Below are 22,114 nucleotides of genomic sequence, written 5' to 3'. Positions count from 1 at the left end.
GAGCGAGCTTGCCTCGCGATCTTTTAAACGATCAAAAGATCGCGAGGCAAGCTCGCTCCTACGGTGTTTGTTTTCTTTTTTCTTATATGTGCCGTACCCATGAATTCGCAAAGCATCATCGTTCCTAAAATCTCCACCTTGCCGGTCCATGAGCCGCGTGCCCGCGCGATCGTGCGCTGGCTGGTGCGTAAAAACATCATTGAAGAAGAGCTCAGCACGTGCGGGCGCAATGGCAGCGCCATGGCCTATGCCATCGCGCCGGGTGCCGCCAGTGTGGTGCTGCACCCTGAAGCGCTGCCGTTCGGCCAGCCGATCAACGGTCTGGAGATCGTCACCAAGCGTTGCATCTACACGCCGGTCAAAGGTTTTCTGGAAGAAGCAGGCTGCGCCGAGTGCCGCAAGGAAGTCGGCGAAGCGCTGTTCGACAGCCTCGAAGAATGGATGCCAGGGCACACGGACAACTTTGTTTGCCCTTTGTGTGGCCATGAAGACGACATCAACGGCTTCTTGTTTTTGCAGCCGTGCGGCTTCTCCAACCTGGGGTTTATTTTCAATAACTGGGCCGAGGCGGGGTTCAAGCAGAGCTTCCTCGACGAGTTTGCCGACTGGCTGGATCAGCCGGTGGCGTGGGTCAAAGTCGAGTTGTAAGGGCTTTTTCTGCCTCGCGGGTCAATAAATCATGGCTTTTAGCGCAAAACTCTCTAAAGGTTTCCGTTGAGAGCCACAGGTGTTTTGAGTACAATGGCGCGCTTCCATTTTCCCGCTCGGGAGCCCCAGCGATGCTGCGTATCAGCCAAGAAGCACTCACCTTCGATGACATCCTTCTCGTTCCCGGTTATTCCGAGGTTCTTCCGAACGAAGTCAGTCTAAAGACTCGTTTGACCCGTGGCATTGAACTGAATATTCCGCTGGTCTCCGCCGCAATGGACACCGTCACTGAAGCCCGTCTGGCAATCGCCATGGCTCAGGAAGGCGGCATCGGCATCATCCACAAGAACATGACCATCGAGCAGCAAGCTCACGAAGTGCGCAAGGTCAAACGCTACGAAGCCGGTGTGGTTAAAGAGCCCATCACTATCGAAGCTGACGCCACGGTGCGTGAACTGTTCGAATTGACCCGCCAGCACAATATTTCCGGCGTACCTGTACTGCACAATGGCGACCTGGTCGGCATCGTGACCTCCCGTGACGTGCGCTTCGAAAGCCGTCTGGAAGCCACCGTTCGTGAAGTGATGACGCCTAAAGAGCGTCTGGTCACGGTCAAGGAAGGCGCCGACAAGGACGAAGCCCGTGAACTGCTGCACAAGCACCGCATCGAGCGCGTGCTGATCGTCGACGACAGCTTTGCCCTTAAAGGCATGATGACCGTCAACGACATCGAAAAAGCCAAGGCGTACCCGCTGGCCAGCAAGGATGACCAAGGTCGTCTGCGCGTAGGCGCTGCTGTCGGTACTGGCAAAGACACCGAAGATCGCGTCACAGCCCTGGTAGCTGCTGGCGTTGACGTGGTGGTAGTTGATACCGCCCACGGTCACTCCAAAGGCGTGATCGACCGCGTACGTTGGGTCAAGCAGAACTTCCCTGAGGTACAGGTCATTGGCGGCAACATCGCCACTGGTGCTGCGGCTTTGGCCCTGGCAGAAGCTGGCGCTGACGCCGTTAAAGTCGGGATCGGCCCAGGCTCGATCTGCACCACCCGTATCGTTGCCGGTGTTGGCGTTCCGCAAATCAGCGCGATTGCCAACGTGGCCGCAGCCCTTGAAGGCTCGGGCGTACCGTTGATCGCCGACGGTGGCATCCGTTTCTCGGGTGACCTGTCCAAGGCCATCGTGGCCGGTGCTTCCTGCGTCATGATGGGTTCGATGTTTGCCGGTACTGAAGAAGCACCGGGCGAAATCGAACTGTTCCAGGGCCGTTCGTACAAGGCTTATCGCGGCATGGGTTCGCTGGGTGCGATGTCGCAGTCCCAGGGTTCTTCCGACCGTTACTTCCAGGACTCCTCTGCGGGTGCCGAGAAGCTGGTGCCGGAAGGCATCGAAGGTCGCGTACCGTACAAAGGCTCGCTCACCGCGATCATTCACCAACTGATGGGCGGTCTGCGTTCCTCGATGGGTTACACCGGCAGCGCCGACATCGAGCAAATGCGTACCAAGCCCGAGTTTGTGCGCATCACCGGCGCTGGCATGGCTGAATCCCACGTCCACGACGTGCAGATCACCAAAGAAGCACCTAACTATCGCGTAGGTTGATAGTGGTCGCATCCGGGCTCCAACCCGGGTGCGATACGAATTAAATCACCGGGGCTGTTTGATTCAGCCCCGTGTCGTTTCTGAAATTTATCGAGATTTAGTCATGTCCCTCGACATTCACGCTCACCGCATCCTGATTCTGGACTTCGGTTCTCAGTACACCCAGTTGATCGCCCGTCGCGTTCGTGAAATCGGTGTTTACTGCGAATTGCACCCGTTCGACATGGACGACGCAGCGATCCGCGAATTTGCCCCTAAAGGCATCATCCTGGCCGGTGGCCCGGAGTCTGTACACGAAGCCAACAGCCCGCGTGCCCCGCAAGCGGTATTTGACCTCGGCGTGCCGGTTTTCGGTATCTGCTACGGCATGCAGACCATGGCTGAACAGCTGGGTGGCAAGGTTGAAGGTTCCGAGCTGCGTGAATTCGGTTATGCCCGCGTAGACGTGGTCGGCAAAAGCCGCCTGCTCGACGGCATCGAAGACCACATCGACGCAGACGGCGTGTTCGGTCTGGACGTGTGGATGAGCCACGGTGACAAGGTCACCAAAATGCCATCCGACTTCCACGTTCTGGCCAGCACCCCGAGCTGCCCGATTGCCGGCATGTTCAACGACGAACGTGCTTACTACGGCGTGCAGTTCCACCCGGAAGTGACCCACACCAAGCAGGGCGGTCGCATCCTGTCGCGCTTTATCCTCGACATCTGCGGCTGTGATGCCCTGTGGACTCCGTCGAAAATCGCGGAAGACGCCATCGCCACCATCCGTGCTCAAGTTGGCACTGACAACGTCCTGCTGGGCTTGTCCGGCGGTGTTGACTCCTCGGTAGTAGCAGCGTTGCTGCACAAGGCCATCGGCGACCAACTGACCTGCGTCTTCGTCGACAACGGCCTGCTGCGCCTGCACGAAGGTGACCAGGTGATGGCCATGTTCGCAGAGAACATGGGCGTTAAAGTGATCCGCGCCAACGCTGCCGACCAGTTCCTGAACAACCTGGCTGGCGAAAACGACCCCGAGAAAAAGCGCAAAATCATCGGTCGCACCTTCATCGACGTATTCGATGCCGAGTCCAACAAACTGGACAACATCAAGTACCTGGCGCAGGGCACCATCTACCCGGACGTGATCGAATCGGCTGGCGCCAAAAGCGGCAAAGCCCACGTCATCAAGTCGCACCACAACGTAGGTGGTTTGCCGGAAGAAATGAACCTCAAGCTGGTAGAACCCCTGCGCGAGCTGTTCAAAGACGAAGTCCGCCGTCTGGGCCTGGAACTCGGCCTGCCGTACGACATGGTCTACCGCCACCCATTCCCGGGCCCGGGCCTGGGCGTGCGCATCCTGGGTGAAGTGAAAAAGGAATACGCCGACCTGCTGCGTCGTGCTGACCACATCTTCATCGAAGAACTGCGCAAAGCCGACTGGTACCACAAAGTCAGCCAGGCCTTCGTCGTGTTCCAGCCGGTTAAATCGGTTGGCGTTGTAGGCGATGGCCGCCGTTACGCTTGGGTAGTTGCCCTGCGTGCCGTAGAAACCATCGACTTCATGACCGCGCGTTGGGCTCACCTGCCTTACGAACTGCTCGAAACCGTGAGTGGTCGCATCATCAACGAAATCGAAGGCATCTCGCGCGTTACCTACGACGTATCGAGCAAGCCACCGGCGACGATTGAGTGGGAATGATCCCGCGTCCGGCACTGCCCGGCACTATCTAGCAAAAAATGCCCTGAAGCCCGCGTAATTGCGGGCTTTTGGGTTTTTGGGTCTGGCAAGTTCGGGCAGCGTTTTGCATCGCCAAGCATGTATTTTTTATGGCATGGTACGGGGCACTAACTGCAACCGATGCCATGCATGATGCTTGATACCATGTCCGTCTCATCAGGGCGGGCATGGTATCGAGATAGCCAGGAGGCCTGGTTTTACTGGGGGAAACCCCATTCTTCCGTGCTTTTCAGAGCATGGTATTTTTTCATGGAAAAAGTCAAAGCCATGCTCACTGATACCAAGCTCCGAAACCTCAAGCCGCAAGGCAAGCTCTACAAGGTGATTGACCGCGATGGCTTGTACGTGGCGGTTACACCTGCCGGCTCAATCTCCTTTCGCTACAACTATTCCATAAATGGCCGGCAGGAGACTGTCACCTTCGGTCGTTATGGCTTAGGGGGAATAACTCTGGCGGAGGCGCGTGAGAGGCTAGGGGAGGCGAAGAAGATGATTGCCGCAGGCAAGTCGCCTGCTAAGGAGAAGGCGCGTGCGAAGGCGCGCACCAAAGGGGCTGAGACATTTGATGATTGGGCAGAAAAATGGCTGCGCGGCTATCAGATGGCGGATTCGACACGCGATATGCGCCGATCAGTCTACGAACGCGAATTGAAGCCGAAGTTTGGCAATCAGAAGCTGGCTGAAATCACTCATGAGGATCTGCGGGCGCTGACTGATGCGATAGTGGAGCGGGGGGCGCCTGCAACTGCTGTCCACTCCCGTGAGATCGTGCTACAGGTCTTTCGCTGGGCCATTGAGCGTGGCCATAAGGTTGAAAACCCGGCGGACCTAGTGAGGTCTGCCAGCATCGCCAAATTTGAGCCACGTGATCGGGCGCTGACGCCTGATGAAATTTCGCTGATGTACCAGTACATGGATCGGATCGGAACAGCAACTTCGGTTCGTGCCGCAGCCAAACTCCTGCTGCTGACGATGGTGCGCAAAAGCGAGCTGACCAATGCGACGTGGAGTGAAATCAATTTCAGCGAGGCGCTATGGACAATCCCCAAAGAGCGGATGAAGCGCCGAAACCCTCATTTGGTGTTTCTGTCCCGGCAGGCATTGGATTTCTTCATTGCGTTGAAAACTTTGGCCGGAGGTTCTGAGTACATCTTGCCGTCACGCTACGACTCCGATTTGCCAATGAGTGCCGCCACTATCAACCAGGTACTGACACTGACCTATCGCCTTGCCCAAAAGGAGGGGGTGCCGCTAGGAAAATTCGGCCCCCACGACCTACGCCGCACAGCTAGCACGCTGCTGCATGAGGCGGGTTACAACTCTGACTGGATCGAGAAGTGTCTTGCGCATGAGCAGAAAGGCGTTCGAGCCGTTTACAACAAGGCCGAGTACCGGGATCAGCGGCGAGCGATGTTGCAGGATTGGGCCGATATGCTCGATGAATGGACGCTGAAGAAACCTCGCAAAATAAATGGGTAGCTTGGAAGGTCGCTCTCTTTTCAGCTAATTACTTGATAGGGAGTTGCACTACACCTAAAAAGTGGTCCTCATCGGTGTTGACCAGTCATCTGCGTTGGATATGACCGGTCGCACGCATGGCAGAGGGGGAAGCAGTAATTTAAGATTGACTGCTAACAAATGATTGCAGATTTTCGAACTGACGAAGATTGCCGCAGCTACGCAGGTCAAGCGGGAATAGTTCACTGCTAACCATTGAAATTAATGGTTGATTGTCCTAGTCTGGCGGAACTGGATCGCGACTAGCTTTATTTTGGATTAAAGTTTTCTCTCATTTTTATTTCATATCCGTTCAGGAAGTGTTTTCCGTCCTTGGTTTCCGGTTTCGGTGGCCAAAGCTTTAAAGATGTTTCTAGTCTTGCGAATTCAAATATGGTGAGCAAGAGTAATAGCGAGTTTCGCTTGGTGGGGAATTCATTGTCTGCGCCGTGCATAACAGGGTTTCGATGAATCGAGGTGTCACCAGGCTTACCTGTCATAAGTTTATTCAGGAACTTTGTGAAGTATAAGGTTGCGGACATGTCAGCGTAAAGCATTGTGTTTTCATAAGGCTCAAGATTGATCTTGTAACTTATCCCTTGATTCGCCTCGAATGAGATGTTGTTGTACTCTCTAAAAAGTCCCTCGATCACCATGAATGATGCAGGGATGGCGATCTCATACATTTCGCTGAAATGGCTGGTCACAATTTGAGAAATTGTTTTTTCTCTTTTCTTTATAAGCGGGCTTATATTTGAGCAGTTTTCAAGCATTCTATTGAAATACTCGGCATCGTTTGTTTCCTCCCAAGCATTCTGCAATAGTTTCATTGTGGATGACGAATCCTTTGCAAAGGATTCAGTGATTTTTTCCCATTGAGCTATTGTTATGTCTTTGAAGTAATACAGCCCGTTTTCCATGCATAGTTCGTGTAGCGGTATATCCGCCTGCCGAGAAATATTCATGAGCGAGTATAGGAGTTCGTGCCCTTCGGAGCTAATATTGAAAATATTTTTTGTGGGACGTTCTGGTTTGGTTGTATCGATTGCATAGTGGCAAAATTTATACTTATACCCGGAGCCGCAAGGGCACGGCTTATTTCGCCCTGGTTTAGTGCTGGACATAATTATATCTCTTTAAGGATTTTTGAATTGTGAGTGCTTAATATTTTATTGGCGTGTGGCTTCGGCATTGATAAGTGTGCTCTTAAAAAATATACTGATTGTCAATATTTGTAGCAGCGCGTGTTAAACTACTCATGCTGTCGAAAGTCGAAAGCAATCAGGAATTGAGCGAAGAGTTTTGGATACTGCTTGGCGTTCGATCTCCAGTCTGCGAGCAATTTCTGACTGGTTGAAGCCAAGTTTTTGCAGTACGAGGATTTGCTTTCTTCGGTCTGTCAGCTTCATGTCCACCATTAATCGAGCGAGATTTCTTAACTCCGCTTCGTCCGCTAGGTGCAGGGTTTGGCTAAGCATGTATCGAAAGATATAAGCGTCGACGAGCTCGTCACCTGACTTTGCCTTAGGCTCTGCTCGTATCGCGCATTGTCTGCTCAATCTGGCCAGCTCTAGGTCGAACTGCGCTACAGATCTCATTGCTTGCCTGTATGCCGGATTCCAGCGTCCATCTGGTGTCTTTGGGCGGTGGGTGGTGCAGTACAGGTTGCTCAGGCGTAGGTGTTCATCAATGTCACGCTGACCTTCACCTTCTGCGAACAATGCTAGCTCTGCTCGCGCGCCGCAGAATCTACAAAACCCCTTCAAGCGTTGACCGTTCAAACCGTCCATATCCTTGGTATACGGCTGCTTGCGCTTACATGCCAGCACCAGTTCTATCAACGTCTCAAGCGTCGCAATGAAGCAGCGATCATCCCCCGACTGCTTGTCGTGAGTCAGAACAAAAGCTCGTAGCAGCTGACGCTGTAGGCGCACCATAGCGGCAATGCCAACAAGCTGGATAATCGCGCTGAACGCTACATTCGTTCCTGCCCCGGGTATATGGTCCTGATAACGCGATGGAAGCGTTTCGGCATATGACGCCACGGCAGGGTCGATAAGCTCTTCGACCAGACGAACGATCGGATAGCGTTTAGATGCTGTGGAGTAGGGCTCCCAGCGATCAAGGAATCGGTGAAGGGCCTCTGCGACGGAGGCATCACACCCCTCCCAAATAGCTATGGTCGTTTGTTTTTTCATGTCAACCATTCTAGCCAATCATTCTGTCGAAGCAATAGGCACCTAAAGGCACGATCAGGCACACATTCGCTGTGACTGATAGGGCCTAGCTATGCATTCATCGAGCAAAAAACTAATCGACAAAAAGACACTCCTGGCGATGATCCCGCTGTGTGAGCGCACGATCTATAACTTTGAAATGAAGGGTAAATTTCCACGTCGAATTGCGGTGAGTAGCCGCAAGGTCGTGTGGGATTTAGCCGAGATAGAGGAGTGGATTGATACATGCAGGGAGTCCGGCCCCGCTCCTAGGCCAGGAATGGCAGTCTGAGCGGTGGGGTTCAGGCCTGAGACAAGGTCGACATCGCGTCCTTACTCAGACACTGCAAACGACCTTGTAGAGCTGAAAAGCGCAAGTTTACAGCTTGCGCTTTTCAGCTCTCAGGACGAAGCGCAGATGTACCACGATAGGACGAGAGCCGGTTTTTTTTCGTTGCTCGTCGACTCCCAAGGTGAAAAGCGCCAGTCCTCTCATCGTTTGGCTGATATGCCAAAAGTGCTCAGTTTGTTGGACAAAAAACGTGACACGTGGATGTCCCAGGCAGAGTTTATCCGACCCAATCGGCGAGTCGTTAATCTTCTGCGGCTTGGCCTGCTGTTCGCCGACCTCGACACCTACCGCGTGCCCGCGCTGGCTGGGCGAGCGCCTGACCAACTGGCCGCGTCCGTCCTATACTTCTGCGCCGAAGAGGGCTTGCCGCCGCCGTCCGTGCTGATCTACAGCGGCCGGGGCATACAGGCCAAATGGTTGCTGGAGGGCACCATTCCACGACAGGCCCTACCCCGCTGGAACGCCTGCCAACGCTACCTTGTGGATCGCCTCGCGCACGTCGGGGCCGACCCAATGGCCAAGGACGCCAGCCGCGTGCTGCGTACCGTCGAGACGGTCAACAGCAAGAGCGGCAAAGTCTGCCGCGTGGTTCACGTCCAGAGCGGCCTTGATGGTCAGCCGATCCGCTACAACTTCGAGTATCTGGCCGAGGCCCTGCTACCGGCAGCCCGATGGACTATCGAGCAGCAACGGCAGGAGCAACAGAAACAGGCCGAACAGCGCGCAACGGGTAAGCGTTTCCTTTTGGTGCCCGGCAGCAAAGCTGACAATCTGCGCGGGTTTTCCGGCCGACAGCTCGCGTGGGATCGGCTGGAAGACCTGCGCAAGCTGGCCGAGCTGCGCGGTGGTGTCGGTGAAGGCAGCCGGATGCAGCACCTGTTTTGGCGATTGAATTTCCTGCTGCTGTCCGGGGCGACCAACAGCAAGCAGATGTACCACGAAGCGGCCGCGCTGGCCCGCGAACTTGATCCACAGTGGAATAGCCGCTCGAAAGAGCTTATGACCCTGTTCAGCAGGGCCAAAGCCTACGAGGCCGGGGAGAAAGTCAGCTTTGGCGGCAAGGACTACGCGCCGCTGTACACGCCGAAGAACGACACCCTTATCAACCTGTTCGGGATCACTGCCGACGAACAACGCCAACTCAAGACCATTGTCAGTCGGGTCGAGGCTGCAGAGCGCGATAGGAGGCGCCACGAGCTTCGTAGGCGAGCTGCCGGTTCAGTAGACCGACAAACCTACCTTGATACCGCTAAAACCAAGCAAACACAGGCACAGGCTCTAAGGCGCGAGGGGTTGAGCGTACGGACTATCGCTAGGCTAATGGGTGTATCAGTTATGGCAGTGTCCAGGTACATAAACACATCGGAGATTTAGTGTACCAAGTCCGTCCGTATTACTAATGGCGAAGCCCCCGCGCTTTGACGACGGCCCGTCCAGGCCGATGGTCCAATTGTTCAAAGTCCGTGCGTATTACTAATGGCAGAGCCTTCCACGCGTTGGATCAAGGCTGTCTGGGGTCGTCGTTCTGATGGAGTGCCAGTGCGATGCTGGTCCGAAGTAATAGGCGGCCTGGATTTCGAACTCAGGGGGAGATTACGCTTACGTGCGGTGGGCTGAAGGGGTGAGCTGAGACAAGTCCGTGCGTACTACTTGGATTTGGTGGCCCCGGGAAACAAACCCCCGCACTCTGGCGGGGGATTGTAGGGTCAGCGGTTGACGGAGGAGTCGAGCCTTTTGGCTTCCTGCGCCGCTCGGATCGCTATCAGAATTTGCTGGGCTTGAGCAGCATTGCTCTTGCTACCCAATAGAGGGAGGCGATTCAGATGTTGCACTCCAGAAAACATGTGAAAGGAAGCCGAAAGAGCCAGCGGGCTTACTCGAAGCTGCAACGCGGTGCATTGTCGATCCAGTCTATCGAGCAATGGCCCGTAGCCTTTGCTTCGCAGCCAACGGCCGAACGCCCACATGCCGATGGCTAAGATGGAGGCGAGCACTACGAATCCAGCGAACATTAGAATGCTATTCATGATTATTTCTCCGATTGGTCGTTGCTTGAGGTTATTCTCGAAACGTCGAGGCGGCCGGAACTCAAGCTGGTGTTCGTATCTGGTCGAATGACGTTGGATTCCATGCCTGCGACTTCTCCAGCTGGCTCTGCGGACGTGGGCAAACTGGAGTCACTGGGGGCTGGCAATGGAAGACCAGCGCCAAGCGACGCTGAGTGGGCATTCTCCATGCCCGGCACTGTCAGCGAGGCAATTACGCCAAGCGCTTTTGCACCACCATTGGCCGCTTCGTACATTGCGTTGCCGGAACTAACAGTTCCCCCTTTCGGTGTTGCTTTCTGATCATTGTCACTGCCGCTCTGTGCGGCCTTCCCGGTCTGCTTAGCGATCTGCTGGACGCTGTTGCTGGACGTAGCCGATGGGGTAGCTGCACCACCGCCAGTCTTCTCACCTGCGGAGCTTGCCACCTTGGCCGCTGCGCCGCCGCCAGTGCTGGCCCCTACGCCGGGGGACGTAGCGCCACCTACTGGCGAGGCAGCACCAGCGGAGCTTGCACCGGCAATACTGGAGTTGATCGCCCGTGCCAGACCGCCGCCGCTGATGCCTCCGGCACTCGCTGTACCGGCAGCAACAGGAGCGGCCGCCCCGGCCGTGGCGATGGTTGCGATTGCCGCCGCAGCACCGGCAGCACCGGCGGCCGCCATACCACCGATGGCTGATCCGCCACCCATCGACGCGCCGCTAATCATGCCGCCGATCAGGTCGGGAATAGTCTTTGTCAGATAGCAGCACACCAAGGCCAGACCGACCATCGTCATCAACGACGCTTCGTCATTGGCATAGGCGGCCAACCACTGCTTGGCCGACTGAACGATCAGGCCGACGATCAGCGTTAAGACGAACAGCTTGGCTCCGATTGCGACGGTGAAACGCATTGGGGCGATTGCAAAATCACGCGTCCATTGTGACCCGCCAAAGCCAAAGAACAGCACCGAAGCATTGATGATGACGTAAGACTCTACGAGCGTTACGAACATGAATGCAGCGATGAAGGCGAAACACGCCAATACAAGGATTGCGCATACTGCGATCAGAAGTCCTTTGGCCGGAGAAAACACTGATATGCCTTTCACCATGGCGCGGCCAAAATCCAGCGCAACTGCCAGCATATCGCCGGGTTCTAATGCGCGCCCGAGGCCGCTCGCAGATGCCGCCGCTTCGCGGAAACTATCGACTATGGCAGATGACCATTCCACCGAGTACTTCATTACAGCGAGGAAGAAACCGACTACCAGGACGAAGCGCAGCAGCTCGCCGACAATCTCGCCGAAGTCGGCTTGCTTCATGACCAAAGGTATGAACGTCCAGACGAACTGAATCGAGGCTAATAGCCAGAATAATCTGATCGCATAGTCATACAGCTTTCCTGACCACTGATGCGACTGCTGCAAAACGAGGTCAAGTAGGCCCTGCACCGATGTGTCGGCATGGGAAAGGTCGGTCGCGGCCATAGCATCTCCGCTCGCAAATGCACTCGCCAAGGCGAGGAACAACAGTAGGCGAGTATCCATAGCTAGTACCCCTTAACGCCGCCGCGAGTATTCGGGCGTGCTTCAAACGAGGTATCAGCGTCACTCTGTCGCCGTTGGTGCTCAGTCACCGAGGTACATTCGCTGTTGCGTTGAACTGCCATGGTGACCATAAAAGCGGTTAGTGCTGAGCCGGAGCAGATCAACGCGATGAGCCATTTCGAAATAGTCATTCTCAGTACCCCTTCACGCCACCGCGTGTGTTTTCACGCGCTTCAAACTGCTGTCCAGTTGCCTCGCTCGCAGCCTTTCGATCAACCTGCTGAGCCATGTGATTGCCCTGCATGTTGATTTGTGTGGCCAGCAGATCGCGCAGCTTCTGCAACTGCTGGACATTTTGTGAGGCGATTTCGTTGCCTGCCTGAATCGCCTGCATCCGGCCCACGGCTGACTGTGAACGTGAAACCATGCGCGCGAGCTGAGCGTCTTCAGACTCGAAGGCTCCTGTATTTAAATCCGCTGCTTTCATTGCCGTTTTCACGTTGTCACGACCCTGCACGGACCACTTTTCATAGCGATCATGGTTCGGAGCTTCTGCCGAGTTCGCAGCTTGATTCACGTAAGACTCGAAGCCTGGGAAGGCCGTGTTGAATTTCGAATCCATGTCCTGGATTTGTCGCCCTAGGGCTTGCGAGCGGTTGTAGATGTTGGCGACATTTTCCAGATCGGCCGCGATGCTGCCAAACATCGAATTCGGCAAGCTCGTGCCTTGCGAAACCATGTTTTGATACTGCTGAATCTGCGTTTGCAGTTGCTCGGCGGTATTCAGTGCCGTGTTGACCTGCTCGACGTACTCGAACATCTGCTGATAGAACGTCGAGCAGTTCGAGCAATAGATTGCGTAAGCACGGGCAGGGGAGATGCATACCATCCCTACAAAAACGGCTCCGAGAATCTTGGCGCTGTTGGCCATTTGGCGAATAAGCTTCCCGAGCGCATAAGCGGTCGTTCTGTGCTGAGTCTCAGCTGACAGCGTTCTGTCTTTGATGGGCTTTGAGATTATTTGGTGCATATGCCGACCTCAATCAGTCACTATTATTCGTGCTTGATCGTGCCCCGATATGCCGGTTGCATCGATGGAATGATTGGCTAATTAGGTTGACATGGAAGATGCCGATTGGCGGCGAATGCCGATGAGGTTTCCTAGAAAACTCTCAAAGAACCGACGGAATGTGATTTTCAATCAGTCGGCGTTGCATGCAGGGGGAGGGGCAAATCTTCGCGTCGTTAATGGCCGTGTACGCTTGAGAGAGGCGAGGTCGCTGAAGCTCTCGGACATCCACCAAAGTTAGATCAGGTCGTCACGATTGTTGCCACTGCTAGGATCATGCCTGAACCCAAGTTGACGCTTTGGCATTGTGCTTGGCTGCACCGTCGCGCCAGACTGCGTTTGTTCTACCAGCGGCGACGTAGAAAGTAGTGTCTCTTCTGCAACCTTTGGGGGCTGATCTCCGCGCTTGGTCGGCGTGCGGATGTATTTTCCGACATATCGGGCGAACTGGCTGTAGCTCAGCCCAGTGTTATCCCCACCGTGGTTCTCGTACACGACCGTCACCGGCCACCCCGCCTGGATCAGGCTACGAAATTCCTCAAGACGCGCTAAAAATGCGACCCGGCCTGCACCTGTAGGCCCTTTTTTTGGTGTTTTTGTCATCGAAGAGTCCGCCTAAGCATGGTTGCGCAAGTAAGCGCATAAAGTTGCATATTTTACATGCGTAATCTAGCGTAGACATGCGTAAGTATGCTTATGGTCGCTCTTTCTGAGCGGTTCGCATAGATACGCATATGTTTGCGCCTAGCTGGACGGCAAGATGTGTGTTTGTAGCTACACGGCTTCGCCCTTCCTCTACAAACACCACCACCTTACTCACCTGCGGTTCGACGGCATCTTGCTCTGCGAGGCCATCAATCGCTGCCGCGATCCAAGAAAGGAGGAGCCATGCCAAAACAAAGCGACACCAAAAAGGAGGGATTGAACCGCGACCGCACGCTTCGGTTTCGCGTGACTGCTGTTGAAGAAGCAGAAATAGAAAGCCGCGCCCGCAACGCTGGGCTTTCCCTATCTGCTTTACTGCGGGCGGGAGCTCTCCACCATCCGATCCGTTCGGTCGTCGATCTCAAGGCGGTGGCTGATCTAGGCAGGATCAATGGCGACTTGGGACGGGTCGCTGGGTTGTTGAAGCTCTGGCTTGCGGAGAAAAACGGCCAGGGAGCAAGCGCAGTCGAGGTCGAGCAGATGATGATCGAGTTTCGTGAGTTGCAAGCGGGTATTCGAGAAAAAATGAGCGCTGTCGTTTTCCCTCGTAAATCGTAAGGGCTCATGGCTGAAATCTCTGGATTGTGCAATCCAATTCAGTATCGGCAGTTGCTAGAATGGCGCTTTTTTATTCTGTCAGCCGCTTTGAAAGGAATTGCATATGTCGGCCCTTGCCGCGCTTTTGGATTTGTATCGTTCTACCTCAGTCACCGAGCGCGAGAAGGGCACCTACTTTGAGGAGCTGATCTGCGTCTACCTACGCAACGAAGCGACCTACCGTGATCTGTACGACCAGGTGTGGACGTACGCTGATTGGGCCAAAGAGCAGGGCTTGAGCGGTAAGGATGCAGGCATTGATCTGGTAGCGCGCACTCAGGGCACAGGCGAGTACCACGCCATCCAGTGCAAGCTGTACGCCGAAGACTACAAAGTCCAGAAGAAGGACATCGATAGTTTCTTCACCGCTTCGGGTAAAGCTCCGTTCTCGCACCGCATCATCGTTACGACTACCAACAACTGGAGCGAGCACGCTGAGGATGCTTTGCAAGGCCAACATCTTTCGATCAACAAGATCGATCTGCAAGCCTTGGAAGACAGCCAGATTGACTGGGCCAAGTACCAGTCCAGCAAAGCGGTTGCGCTCAAATCCAAGAAGCAATTGCGTGAGCACCAGCAGACGGCATTGAATGCTGTCGCCGCAGGCCTCAAGGATGCTGAGCGCGGCAAGCTGATCATGGCTTGCGGCACTGGCAAAACCTTTACCAGCTTGAAGATTGCTGAGCACCTGGCTGGTAAGGGCAAGCGTGTGCTGTTTTTGGTGCCTAGCTTGTCCCTCCTGTCGCAGACGCTCACAGAGTGGACGCAGGAAACTGAAATCCCGCTGCACAGCTTCGCAGTCTGTTCCGACAGTGACGTAGGCAAGAAGCGCAAGGCCGAGGATGACGCGGTTCAGGTGTTCACCCACGAGCTGCGCTACCCGGCCACGACCAAAGCGGACCGTCTGGCAGCAGAAATGCTCAAGCGTCATGACGCTGAGCACATGAGCGTGGTGTTCTCCACCTATCACTCAATCGATGTGATAAGCCGTGCCCAGCATGAGCATGGCTTGGCTGACTTCGATCTGGTGATCTGCGACGAAGCTCACCGTACTACAGGCGCGACCTTCGGCGATGACGACGAAAGCAACTTCGTGCGTGTCCATGATAGTGCCGACATACGCGCAGCTAAGCGCTTGTATATGACAGCCACGCCACGCATCTACGGCGACAGTGCAAAGGTCAAGGCAGAGTCAGGTGAAGTCACGCTTTGCTCTATGGATGACGAAGCGCTGTATGGTAAGGAGTTGTTCGTCATCAACTTCTCCGAGGCTGTCCAGCGTGGCCTGCTCACTGATTACAAGGTGCTGGTACTCACTGTCGAGGAGAGCACCATTAGCCGCCGTCTTCAGGACATGCTAAAGGATGAGAACAATCAGCTCAAAGTAGATGACGCGGCGAAAATCGTTGGCTGCTGGAAGGCTTTGGCTAAACAAGGATTGCACGAACAGCTCATCGGTGATGATGAGCCAATGAAGCGTGCTGTCGCGTTCTGCCAGGTCATTTCGCCAAATTACAAGGGCACCAAGCACAAGGTCAGCTCCGTCAACATTGCCGACATGTTCCAGTCGGTCGTGGAGGCGTATCAGGAATCCGAAGAAATCGATGAGGCTGCGCGGCTGACCTGCGAGGCCGAGCACGTTGATGGCGGTATGAATGCCAGCCAGAAGGAAGCCAAGTTGAAGTGGCTTAAGGCTGAGGCGCCGGCCAATACTTGTCGCATTCTTAGCAACGTGCGTTGCTTGTCTGAGGGCGTGGATGTGCCAGCATTGGATGCCGTGCTGTTCCTCACTCCGCGTAACTCCCAAGTTGATGTGGTTCAGTCCGTTGGCCGTGTGATGCGCAACGCACCGGGCAAGAAGCGTGGCTATGTCGTGTTGCCGGTGGTTATCCCGGCTGGGATGGAGCCTCACGAAGCTCTCAACGACAATCAAACCTACAAGGTGGTCTGGCAGGTGCTCCAGGCGTTGCGTTCGCACGACGACAGTTTCGATGCCATGGTTAACAAGCTCGACCTGATTGGCTCAGACCCGCGCAAGATGGAAGTTATCGCCATCACCGACAAAGCCGAGAAGAAGTCCAAGAAAACCACTGGTACTAGCAACGGCAAAGCCGGTAAAGGCCAATACGGCATTGGCGAAAAGCGCGCTAAATACGATGCCGAAGGTCAGATAACTCAACAGGCTGAGCTGACCTACGAGGTCGGTGAAATTGAGAAGGCCATCTACGCCAAGATCGTCGACAAGTGTGGCAATCGTCACCACTGGGAAGACTGGGCCAACGATATAGCCAGGATCGCCCGTACCCACATAGACCGTATCCAGGGCATTCTGGAGAATCCGGAATACACCAACGAAAAAGCCACTTTCGAAGCATTCGCCGCCGAACTGCGCGACGACCTCAATGACAACATCACCGATGCTGAGATTGTCGAAATGCTCGCCCAGCATCTAGTAACAAAGCCGGTTTTCGATGCACTATTTGATGAGTACAGTTTTGCTAGCCATAACCCCATGTCTAAGGCCATGCAAAGTGTACTAGATACATTGCAGGAGCATCATCTGGCCAAGGAGGCTGATACCTTGGAGAAGTTTTATGCGAGCGTACGTCAACGTGCCGCCGGCATTGACAATGCTCAGGGTAAGCAGAAAATAATCGTCGAGCTGTATGAAAAGTTTTTCAGCAATGCATTCCCTAAGATGACCGAACGTCTTGGCATAGTTTACACTCCAGTTCAGGTGGTGGACTTTATTCTACAAAGCGTCAATCATCTGCTTCAAAAGGAGTTTGGCCAGTCTTTGGGTAGTAAGGGGGTTCATATCATTGACCCATTTACCGGGACCGGGACTTTTATTACTCGCTTGTTGCAATCGGGGCTGATAAAGCCTGAAGAACTGGCGAACAAGTATAAGCACGAAATCCATGCTAACGAGTTGGTGTTGCTGGCTTACTATATTGCTGCTATCAATATCGAAGCAACTTATCATGGGCTTGTCGGTGGTGACTATCTGCCATTTGAAGGTATTTGTTTGACTGATACCTTTCAAATGTATGAGAAGGAAGACTTGGTAGAACAGTTGTTAGTAGATAATAGTAAACGGCGCAAGCTACAGAAGCAGCTGGATATTCGTGTGATTGTGGGTAATCCCCCTTACTCTGCAGGGCAGGGGAGCGCAAATGATAACAATGCAAATTTTGAATATCCAGGATTGGACACCAAAATTCGTGAAACTTACGCTGCGCGTTCTAAGGCGACGCTGAAAAATGGGCTTTACAACAGCTATATTCGGGCTATCCGTTGGGCAAGTGATCGAATAGGTGACGCCGGTGTTATTGGCTTTGTTACCAACGCTGGCTGGATCGACGGCGGCGCCTCTGACGGTTTGCGAAAGTGTTTGGCTGATGAGTTTTCCAGTATTCATGTTTTTCATCTGCGGGGGAATTCAAATCAATCAACTGCAAAAGCGAAGAAAGATGGTGGGAACGTATTTGATGTCCGTGTTGGAATCTCTATTTCGTTGCTTGTTAAAAATCCGCAAGCAGACCAGCACGGCCGCATCTTTTTCCACGATATTGGCGACAACCTAAGTCGAGATGAAAAATTAGAAAAAATCGAAAGTTATGGCAGCGTTGCCGGAATTGCTACTAACGATTGGCAAACCATAATTCCTGATGCTCATGGGGACTGGCTTAAACAGCGCGATGATAGTTTTGCTCAGTTTATGGTGATGGGAAACAAAAAGACAGCCGCTTTGTTCGAAATATATTCGAATGGTGTTAAAACTCAGCGAGACGCTTGGGCGCACAATAGCGGCAAGGCACGACTCGCTGATAACATGACTGCTATGATCGAATTTTACAATTCTGAGGTGTCTCGGTTCAATTCAAAGTTTTCTCACCTAGATAACAACGAGCGGCAAGAGCGGGTGGATAGTTTTATTGATAATGATCCAACCCGAATCAGTTGGACACGAGCGCTTAAGCAGTATTTAGGCCGAAATCATAAATACTCCTTCGACGCAGATTGTTTGGTGCCCAGTCTTTATCGCCCATTTACCAAACAATGGCTGTATTTCAATCGTAATTTCAATGAGATGGTAGGCCAGATACCACGTATCTTCCCCAATGCTACGGCAAAGAACCTTGTCATATGCGTTTCTGCTGGTGGTGAGAAAGTTGGCTTCAGTGCTTTGATGTCCGAAGTTCCTCCTAGCCTGCATGTGGTAGATATCGAAGGCTCCCAGTGCTTTCCGCTCTATCACTACGGCGATGACGCCGGGCACGCTTCAGAAGACGATCTTTTTGCCGAACCGGTTGGAGCTGTTTTAAGTAGGCGCTATGCTATCACTGATGCAGGTTTAGCTAATTTCGAGACGGCCTATCCAAGTGAGCAGATTAGTAAAGAAGATCTTTTTTACTATATTTACGGGATTTTGCATTCGCCAGACTATCGCGAACGTTTTGCTGATAACCTAACTAAGGAACTACCGCGTATTCCTCCAGTGAAGAAAGCTATCGATTTCTGGGTCTTCAGTAAAGCAGGTCGTGCTTTGGCCGACCTTCACTTAAATTACGAAACCGTCGAACCCTATCCCCTGTCGATCGAGACTAAAGGTACGCTCACCCATAGCGATTACCGTGTAGAGAATAGGGCTATGAAGTTTGTCAAGAAAGGCGATAAAAGCGCGGTCATTTACAATCACCGCATTACTCTCAAGGGTATCCCTGAGGCAGCGTGGGACTATCTAGTCAACGGCAAGGCTGCGCTGGACTGGGTGATGGAACGGCAGGCGATTCGCACTGATAAGGCCAGTGGTATCGTTAACGATGCGAACGATTGGGCTATTGAAACCATGGGCAATCCAAAATATCCACTCGAGCTGTTCCAACGAGTTGTCACTGTGAGCTTGAAAACCCAGAGCATTGTGAGCGGGTTACCGGCTCTCGATATCTGAACATCGCAACTTGCGATGCTGAGTTCAGTCGTCGCAGCTGGCTCAGCATCAATTATGGTACTTAGGGCTCGATGGAGTGGTAGCGATGAAAGATCGTAGTCACGATGAGGCAATGTCAGAGCTTTTCCAGGCTGATCCTTTGTATGCGGCTGAGCTGCGGGCCGAGGTTGTTCGTGATGGGAATACTGATGAATTGGCGATCCTTGAGCGGCAGCTATCGGCTGCCTTTGCCGTGAATAGCCCTCACTCGACGTCCTGATTGGTTTTTGGCGAGACATGGCATTTTTCATGGTCTTATTTTTCGATTCGCTATGTATGTGCCGATCTATAGGGTCTACATGGGGCAATTGATAATAGAGTGGGAGTGATTGGGCGTCCGGCACTGACCGGCACCAATTAGCAAGAAACACCCTTAAGCCCGCGTAACTGCGGGCTTTTGGCTTTTTGGGTCTGGCAAATTCTGGCAGCTCTGTGCATCGCCAAGCACCGTGTTGGTGTGGCTTGGTACGGCGCGTCACTTTGAAAGCGCCGCTTTTCGCCCCAACCCTTCGGTGCCTCGCTGTGGCTCGGCATGCCCTCACCATCAATAGCTCGCGAGCAAGCTCACGCTTACATGTGGGGCGTTGATCAGGGGGCTTCTGACGTTTAGAAGGCGTAGACCAAGGTGGCCGTTGCGCTACGTGGGGCGCCATACCATCCACGAGAGCCAATCGCGGTGTAGTAGCTCTTGTCCAACAAGTTGTTGAGGTTTAACGAAACGCTGGTTTGCGGGGTGACGGCGTATTGCGCCATCAGGTCGACCACACTGTAAGCGCCCTGTGAGAACGTCTCATTGTTAGGCCCGGCACCTTTGTAGTATTCGGTGCCTTGCCAACGCACACCACCGCCCACTTTCAATTGCGGGAGTGAGCCAAGACGATAGCTGGTAAACAGCTTCACCGTGTCGCGAGGCACTTCAGTCAAGAGGCGCTTATCATCCGAGTCTTTTACCTCGGCATAGGTATAGCTGGCCAAGACCTGCCAATCGGGCAGAATTTCACCCGCCATTTCCATCTCAAAGCCGCGGGTTTTGGTGCCGGACTCGGCGCGGTAGGCTTGATTGCCGTCCGGCGCCAATTGGCTGCCATCAGCCACCGCAAGGTTGTCTTGGTGTACCTCAAAGACGCTCAGTGCCGCGGTCAAACGCTTGTCCCAGAACTCGCTCTTGATGCCCAGCTCGTAGTTCACGCCTTCTTTAGGGTCCAAATAGCTGCCATTGACGTCTTTGTAGTTCTGCGGTTGGAAAATCGTGGTGTAGCTGGCATAAGCCGACCAGTTATCGTCTATGTCATACACCAAACCCAAGTAAGGCGTCACGATCCCGTTTTCAGTGCGCGAAGTACGTTTGATAGTGCCGGTGGACAGGGTGGTGGCGGCTTCATCGCGTCTCCAGTCAATCACCCGTGCCCCAGTGATCAACGACAGATCGTCGGCCAGGCTCCAGCGAACCGAAGCGACTAAGCCATCCTGTTTTTCATCCAGCGCATCACGTGAAGATTTGGTGTAGATGGCATCGGGTATAGCCAGTGAGCCATCCCATGTGTAGATGTTGTCGATGTCTTGAAACGACCACAGTGGGTAGCCATCATTTCGGTAATACGACTTGGAGTGGCTGGCCCCTAGATACAGTTGGTGCTCGCGAGTGAACAGCTCAAAAGGGCCGGTCGCCGACACGTCGAATGTGGTTTGGCGAGGCTCACCTGACCAACGCCCAGTCCACGTACTGATACCACTGCCATCTGGCTTCACAGTGCCGCTTGCGGCCGTGGCGAAGGCGTCGTCATAGCTGCGGCGACTGTGTTCAGCGTTGAACTTGAGATGCCAGCCGTTATCCAGTTCGTGATCCAGGGTGGTGAACAGCGTCTTGGTCCGACGCTTGTGATAGCCCCAGTCTGCGCCCGAGTTGAACGAGCGAGACGGGCTGAAGTGACCGCCATCGGAGGTAAACATTGGAAAACCGTGATTGCCGGCTCCTTTGTTGTCCATGTCCTGATATTCCGCACCGACTGTCAGCATCGTGTCATCGGTGACGTCCCATTCCAGCACCCCATAAGCCACCTGCCGTTCCAGGGTCTGGCGGTCAATGTAACTGCGGCTATCACTGCTCGACGCGACGAAACGTCCACGTACATTGCCGCTTTCGGACAATTTGCCGGAAATGTCCAGCTCAGCGCGGTAGTCATCCCAAGAACCCGCCTTAAGCGTGAGCGTGCGCTTGGTTTCAAGCGTCGGTTTTTTGCGAATCAAGTTGACGGTGGCGCCCGGATCCCCGGTCCCCGACATCAGCCCTGTCGCGCCGCGTACCACCTCGATCCGGTCATAGGTGACAGTGTCAGAAAGGTCATCACTGAACCCGAATGTGTCAGGCCGATTAACCCCGTCAACCTGAATGTTGCTGATTTCAAAGCCCCGCACATAAATGTGATTAGAGTCGCTACCGGCGGGCCCCATGCTCTCGACCACCACGCCTGGGGTCTGCTCAAGTACCTGGGTCACATCGTTCAAGTTCAAGTCTTCAATCAACTGACGTGTCACCACGCTGATCGATTGCGGCGTCTCGCGTGCGGACAGGCGCAGACCGGTCGCGGTGCTTGCCGAGCCCGTGGCATAACTGTCTGTCCCTTCGGTCGTGACGCCCAACCCCGTGCTGGAGACGGTCGTTGCCGCCAGCTCCATTGAATCCGACGCGTTAGATCGCGCCAGCACGTAGCGCTTGTCTCCCACTTGCTGGAACTTCAGACCGCTGCCTTGCAGCAGTAGGGCAAGGCCCTGCTCCGGCTCGTAATGCCCCTGCAACCCCGCCGTGCTCAAGCCAGCCGTTTCTTCGCTGCTAAAGCTCACTGTCACCCCGCTTGCAGCGGAAAACGTGTTGATCGCATTGGTGAGAGATCCTGCCGAAATCATGTAACTGACGGGTTCGGCCCACGCGCCGCTAGTGGCCAATAGCGAGCCGGAAAGGCTAAATGCCAGCGCGACACTGCGCAGACTGAAAGGCGGGGAAGAGGTACAAGCGGACATCCATTGGCTCCTGTCTAGTGGTCATTATGTGATCCATAGAGAGAAGACGAATTGCCAATGGGAATCTTTTACAAAAATTTTAAATAGCGTCGAACCCTTCGCAATGGCGCTCTTAAAAGCC

16 protein-coding genes are annotated in these 22,114 nt (G+C 54.0%); 9 read left to right on the top strand and 7 right to left on the bottom strand.

Annotated elements, in window-relative coordinates; translation table 11 throughout:
* The first annotated feature begins 99 nt into the window (after window positions 1-99).
* The 4 genes from QMX84_RS14495 (at window position 100) to QMX84_RS14480 (ending at window position 5,448) form a co-directional block, all read left to right on the top strand.
* A complete protein-coding gene (locus tag QMX84_RS14495) occupies window positions 100-648 on the top strand; it encodes a sugar ABC transporter ATPase (RefSeq protein WP_282364113.1) in 549 nt (182 codons plus the stop codon).
* Between the two features lie 131 nt (window positions 649-779).
* Window positions 780-2,249 (top strand): IMP dehydrogenase, encoded by a 1,470-nt coding sequence (guaB, locus tag QMX84_RS14490; protein WP_048367064.1) that lies wholly within the window; start codon window positions 780-782, stop codon window positions 2,247-2,249.
* Window positions 2,250-2,352: 103 nt separating this feature from the next.
* Window positions 2,353-3,930, top strand: coding sequence for a glutamine-hydrolyzing GMP synthase (guaA, locus tag QMX84_RS14485; protein WP_282364112.1), 1,578 nt, complete (start codon window positions 2,353-2,355; stop codon window positions 3,928-3,930).
* 306 nt (window positions 3,931-4,236) lie between these two features.
* Window positions 4,237-5,448, top strand: a complete 1,212-nt coding sequence (locus tag QMX84_RS14480) for a site-specific integrase (RefSeq protein ID WP_282364116.1) — start codon at window positions 4,237-4,239, stop codon at window positions 5,446-5,448.
* Window positions 5,449-5,735: 287 nt separating this feature from the next.
* On the opposite strand, the gene QMX84_RS14475 is transcribed toward QMX84_RS14480, so the two are convergent.
* Window positions 5,736-6,590 carry an SEC-C domain-containing protein gene (locus QMX84_RS14475; RefSeq protein ID WP_282364111.1) on the bottom strand — a complete coding sequence of 285 codons (855 nt, stop codon included), beginning with the start codon at window positions 6,588-6,590 and terminating at the stop codon, window positions 5,736-5,738.
* A gap of 132 nt (window positions 6,591-6,722) precedes the next feature.
* A complete protein-coding gene (locus QMX84_RS14470; protein ID WP_282364110.1) occupies window positions 6,723-7,664 on the bottom strand; it encodes a LuxR family transcriptional regulator in 942 nt (313 codons plus the stop codon).
* Window positions 7,665-7,755: 91 nt separating this feature from the next.
* Here QMX84_RS14470 and QMX84_RS14465 point away from each other — a divergent pair, with 91 nt between their 5' ends.
* Both QMX84_RS14465 and QMX84_RS14460 read left to right on the top strand, forming a co-directional pair.
* A complete protein-coding gene (locus tag QMX84_RS14465) occupies window positions 7,756-7,974 on the top strand; it encodes an AlpA family phage regulatory protein (protein WP_222276907.1) in 219 nt (72 codons plus the stop codon).
* A 126-nt stretch (window positions 7,975-8,100) separates the two neighbouring features.
* Window positions 8,101-9,408, top strand: a complete 1,308-nt coding sequence (locus QMX84_RS14460; RefSeq protein ID WP_282364109.1) for a replication protein — start codon at window positions 8,101-8,103, stop codon at window positions 9,406-9,408.
* Between the two features lie 332 nt (window positions 9,409-9,740).
* Here the strand turns inward: QMX84_RS14460 and QMX84_RS14455 are convergent, their stop codons facing one another.
* From QMX84_RS14455 to QMX84_RS14440, 4 genes are all read right to left on the bottom strand, one after another.
* On the bottom strand, window positions 9,741-10,061 hold the full coding sequence (locus tag QMX84_RS14455; RefSeq protein ID WP_282364108.1) for a hypothetical protein: 321 nt from the start codon (window positions 10,059-10,061) through the stop codon (window positions 9,741-9,743).
* 2 nt (window positions 10,062-10,063) lie between these two features.
* Entirely contained in the window at window positions 10,064-11,611 is a 1,548-nt protein-coding gene (gene trbL / locus QMX84_RS14450; protein ID WP_282364107.1) for a P-type conjugative transfer protein TrbL, read from the bottom strand.
* A gap of 193 nt (window positions 11,612-11,804) precedes the next feature.
* Window positions 11,805-12,500, bottom strand: a complete 696-nt coding sequence (gene trbJ, locus QMX84_RS14445) for a P-type conjugative transfer protein TrbJ (protein WP_282364115.1) — start codon at window positions 12,498-12,500, stop codon at window positions 11,805-11,807.
* A 417-nt stretch (window positions 12,501-12,917) separates the two neighbouring features.
* Window positions 12,918-13,283: a hypothetical protein gene (locus tag QMX84_RS14440; RefSeq protein ID WP_282364106.1), complete on the bottom strand. Its 366-nt coding sequence runs from the start codon at window positions 13,281-13,283 to the stop codon at window positions 12,918-12,920.
* 285 nt (window positions 13,284-13,568) lie between these two features.
* On the opposite strand from QMX84_RS14440, the gene QMX84_RS14435 reads away from it, so the two are divergent.
* The 3 genes from QMX84_RS14435 (at window position 13,569) to QMX84_RS14425 (ending at window position 19,195) form a co-directional block, all read left to right on the top strand.
* Window positions 13,569-13,943 (top strand): CopG family transcriptional regulator, encoded by a 375-nt coding sequence (locus tag QMX84_RS14435; RefSeq protein ID WP_282364105.1) that lies wholly within the window; start codon window positions 13,569-13,571, stop codon window positions 13,941-13,943.
* A gap of 103 nt (window positions 13,944-14,046) precedes the next feature.
* Complete coding sequence (locus QMX84_RS14430; RefSeq protein ID WP_282364104.1) at window positions 14,047-18,936, top strand: type ISP restriction/modification enzyme; 4,890 nt, start codon at window positions 14,047-14,049, stop codon at window positions 18,934-18,936.
* Between the two features lie 85 nt (window positions 18,937-19,021).
* Window positions 19,022-19,195, top strand: coding sequence for a hypothetical protein (locus QMX84_RS14425; protein WP_282364103.1), 174 nt, complete (start codon window positions 19,022-19,024; stop codon window positions 19,193-19,195).
* 386 nt (window positions 19,196-19,581) lie between these two features.
* Here QMX84_RS14425 and QMX84_RS14420 read toward each other — a convergent pair whose 3' ends face one another.
* Window positions 19,582-21,993, bottom strand: coding sequence for a TonB-dependent receptor (locus tag QMX84_RS14420; RefSeq protein WP_282364102.1), 2,412 nt, complete (start codon window positions 21,991-21,993; stop codon window positions 19,582-19,584).
* Window positions 21,994-22,114 lie beyond the last annotated feature (121 nt).

The organism is Pseudomonas sp. PS01297 (assembly GCF_029959305.1).
In the GTDB taxonomy this organism is placed as follows: Bacteria; Pseudomonadota; Gammaproteobacteria; order Pseudomonadales; family Pseudomonadaceae; genus Aquipseudomonas; species Aquipseudomonas helleri.
This window is presented reverse-complemented; position numbering and strand designations above follow the sequence as displayed.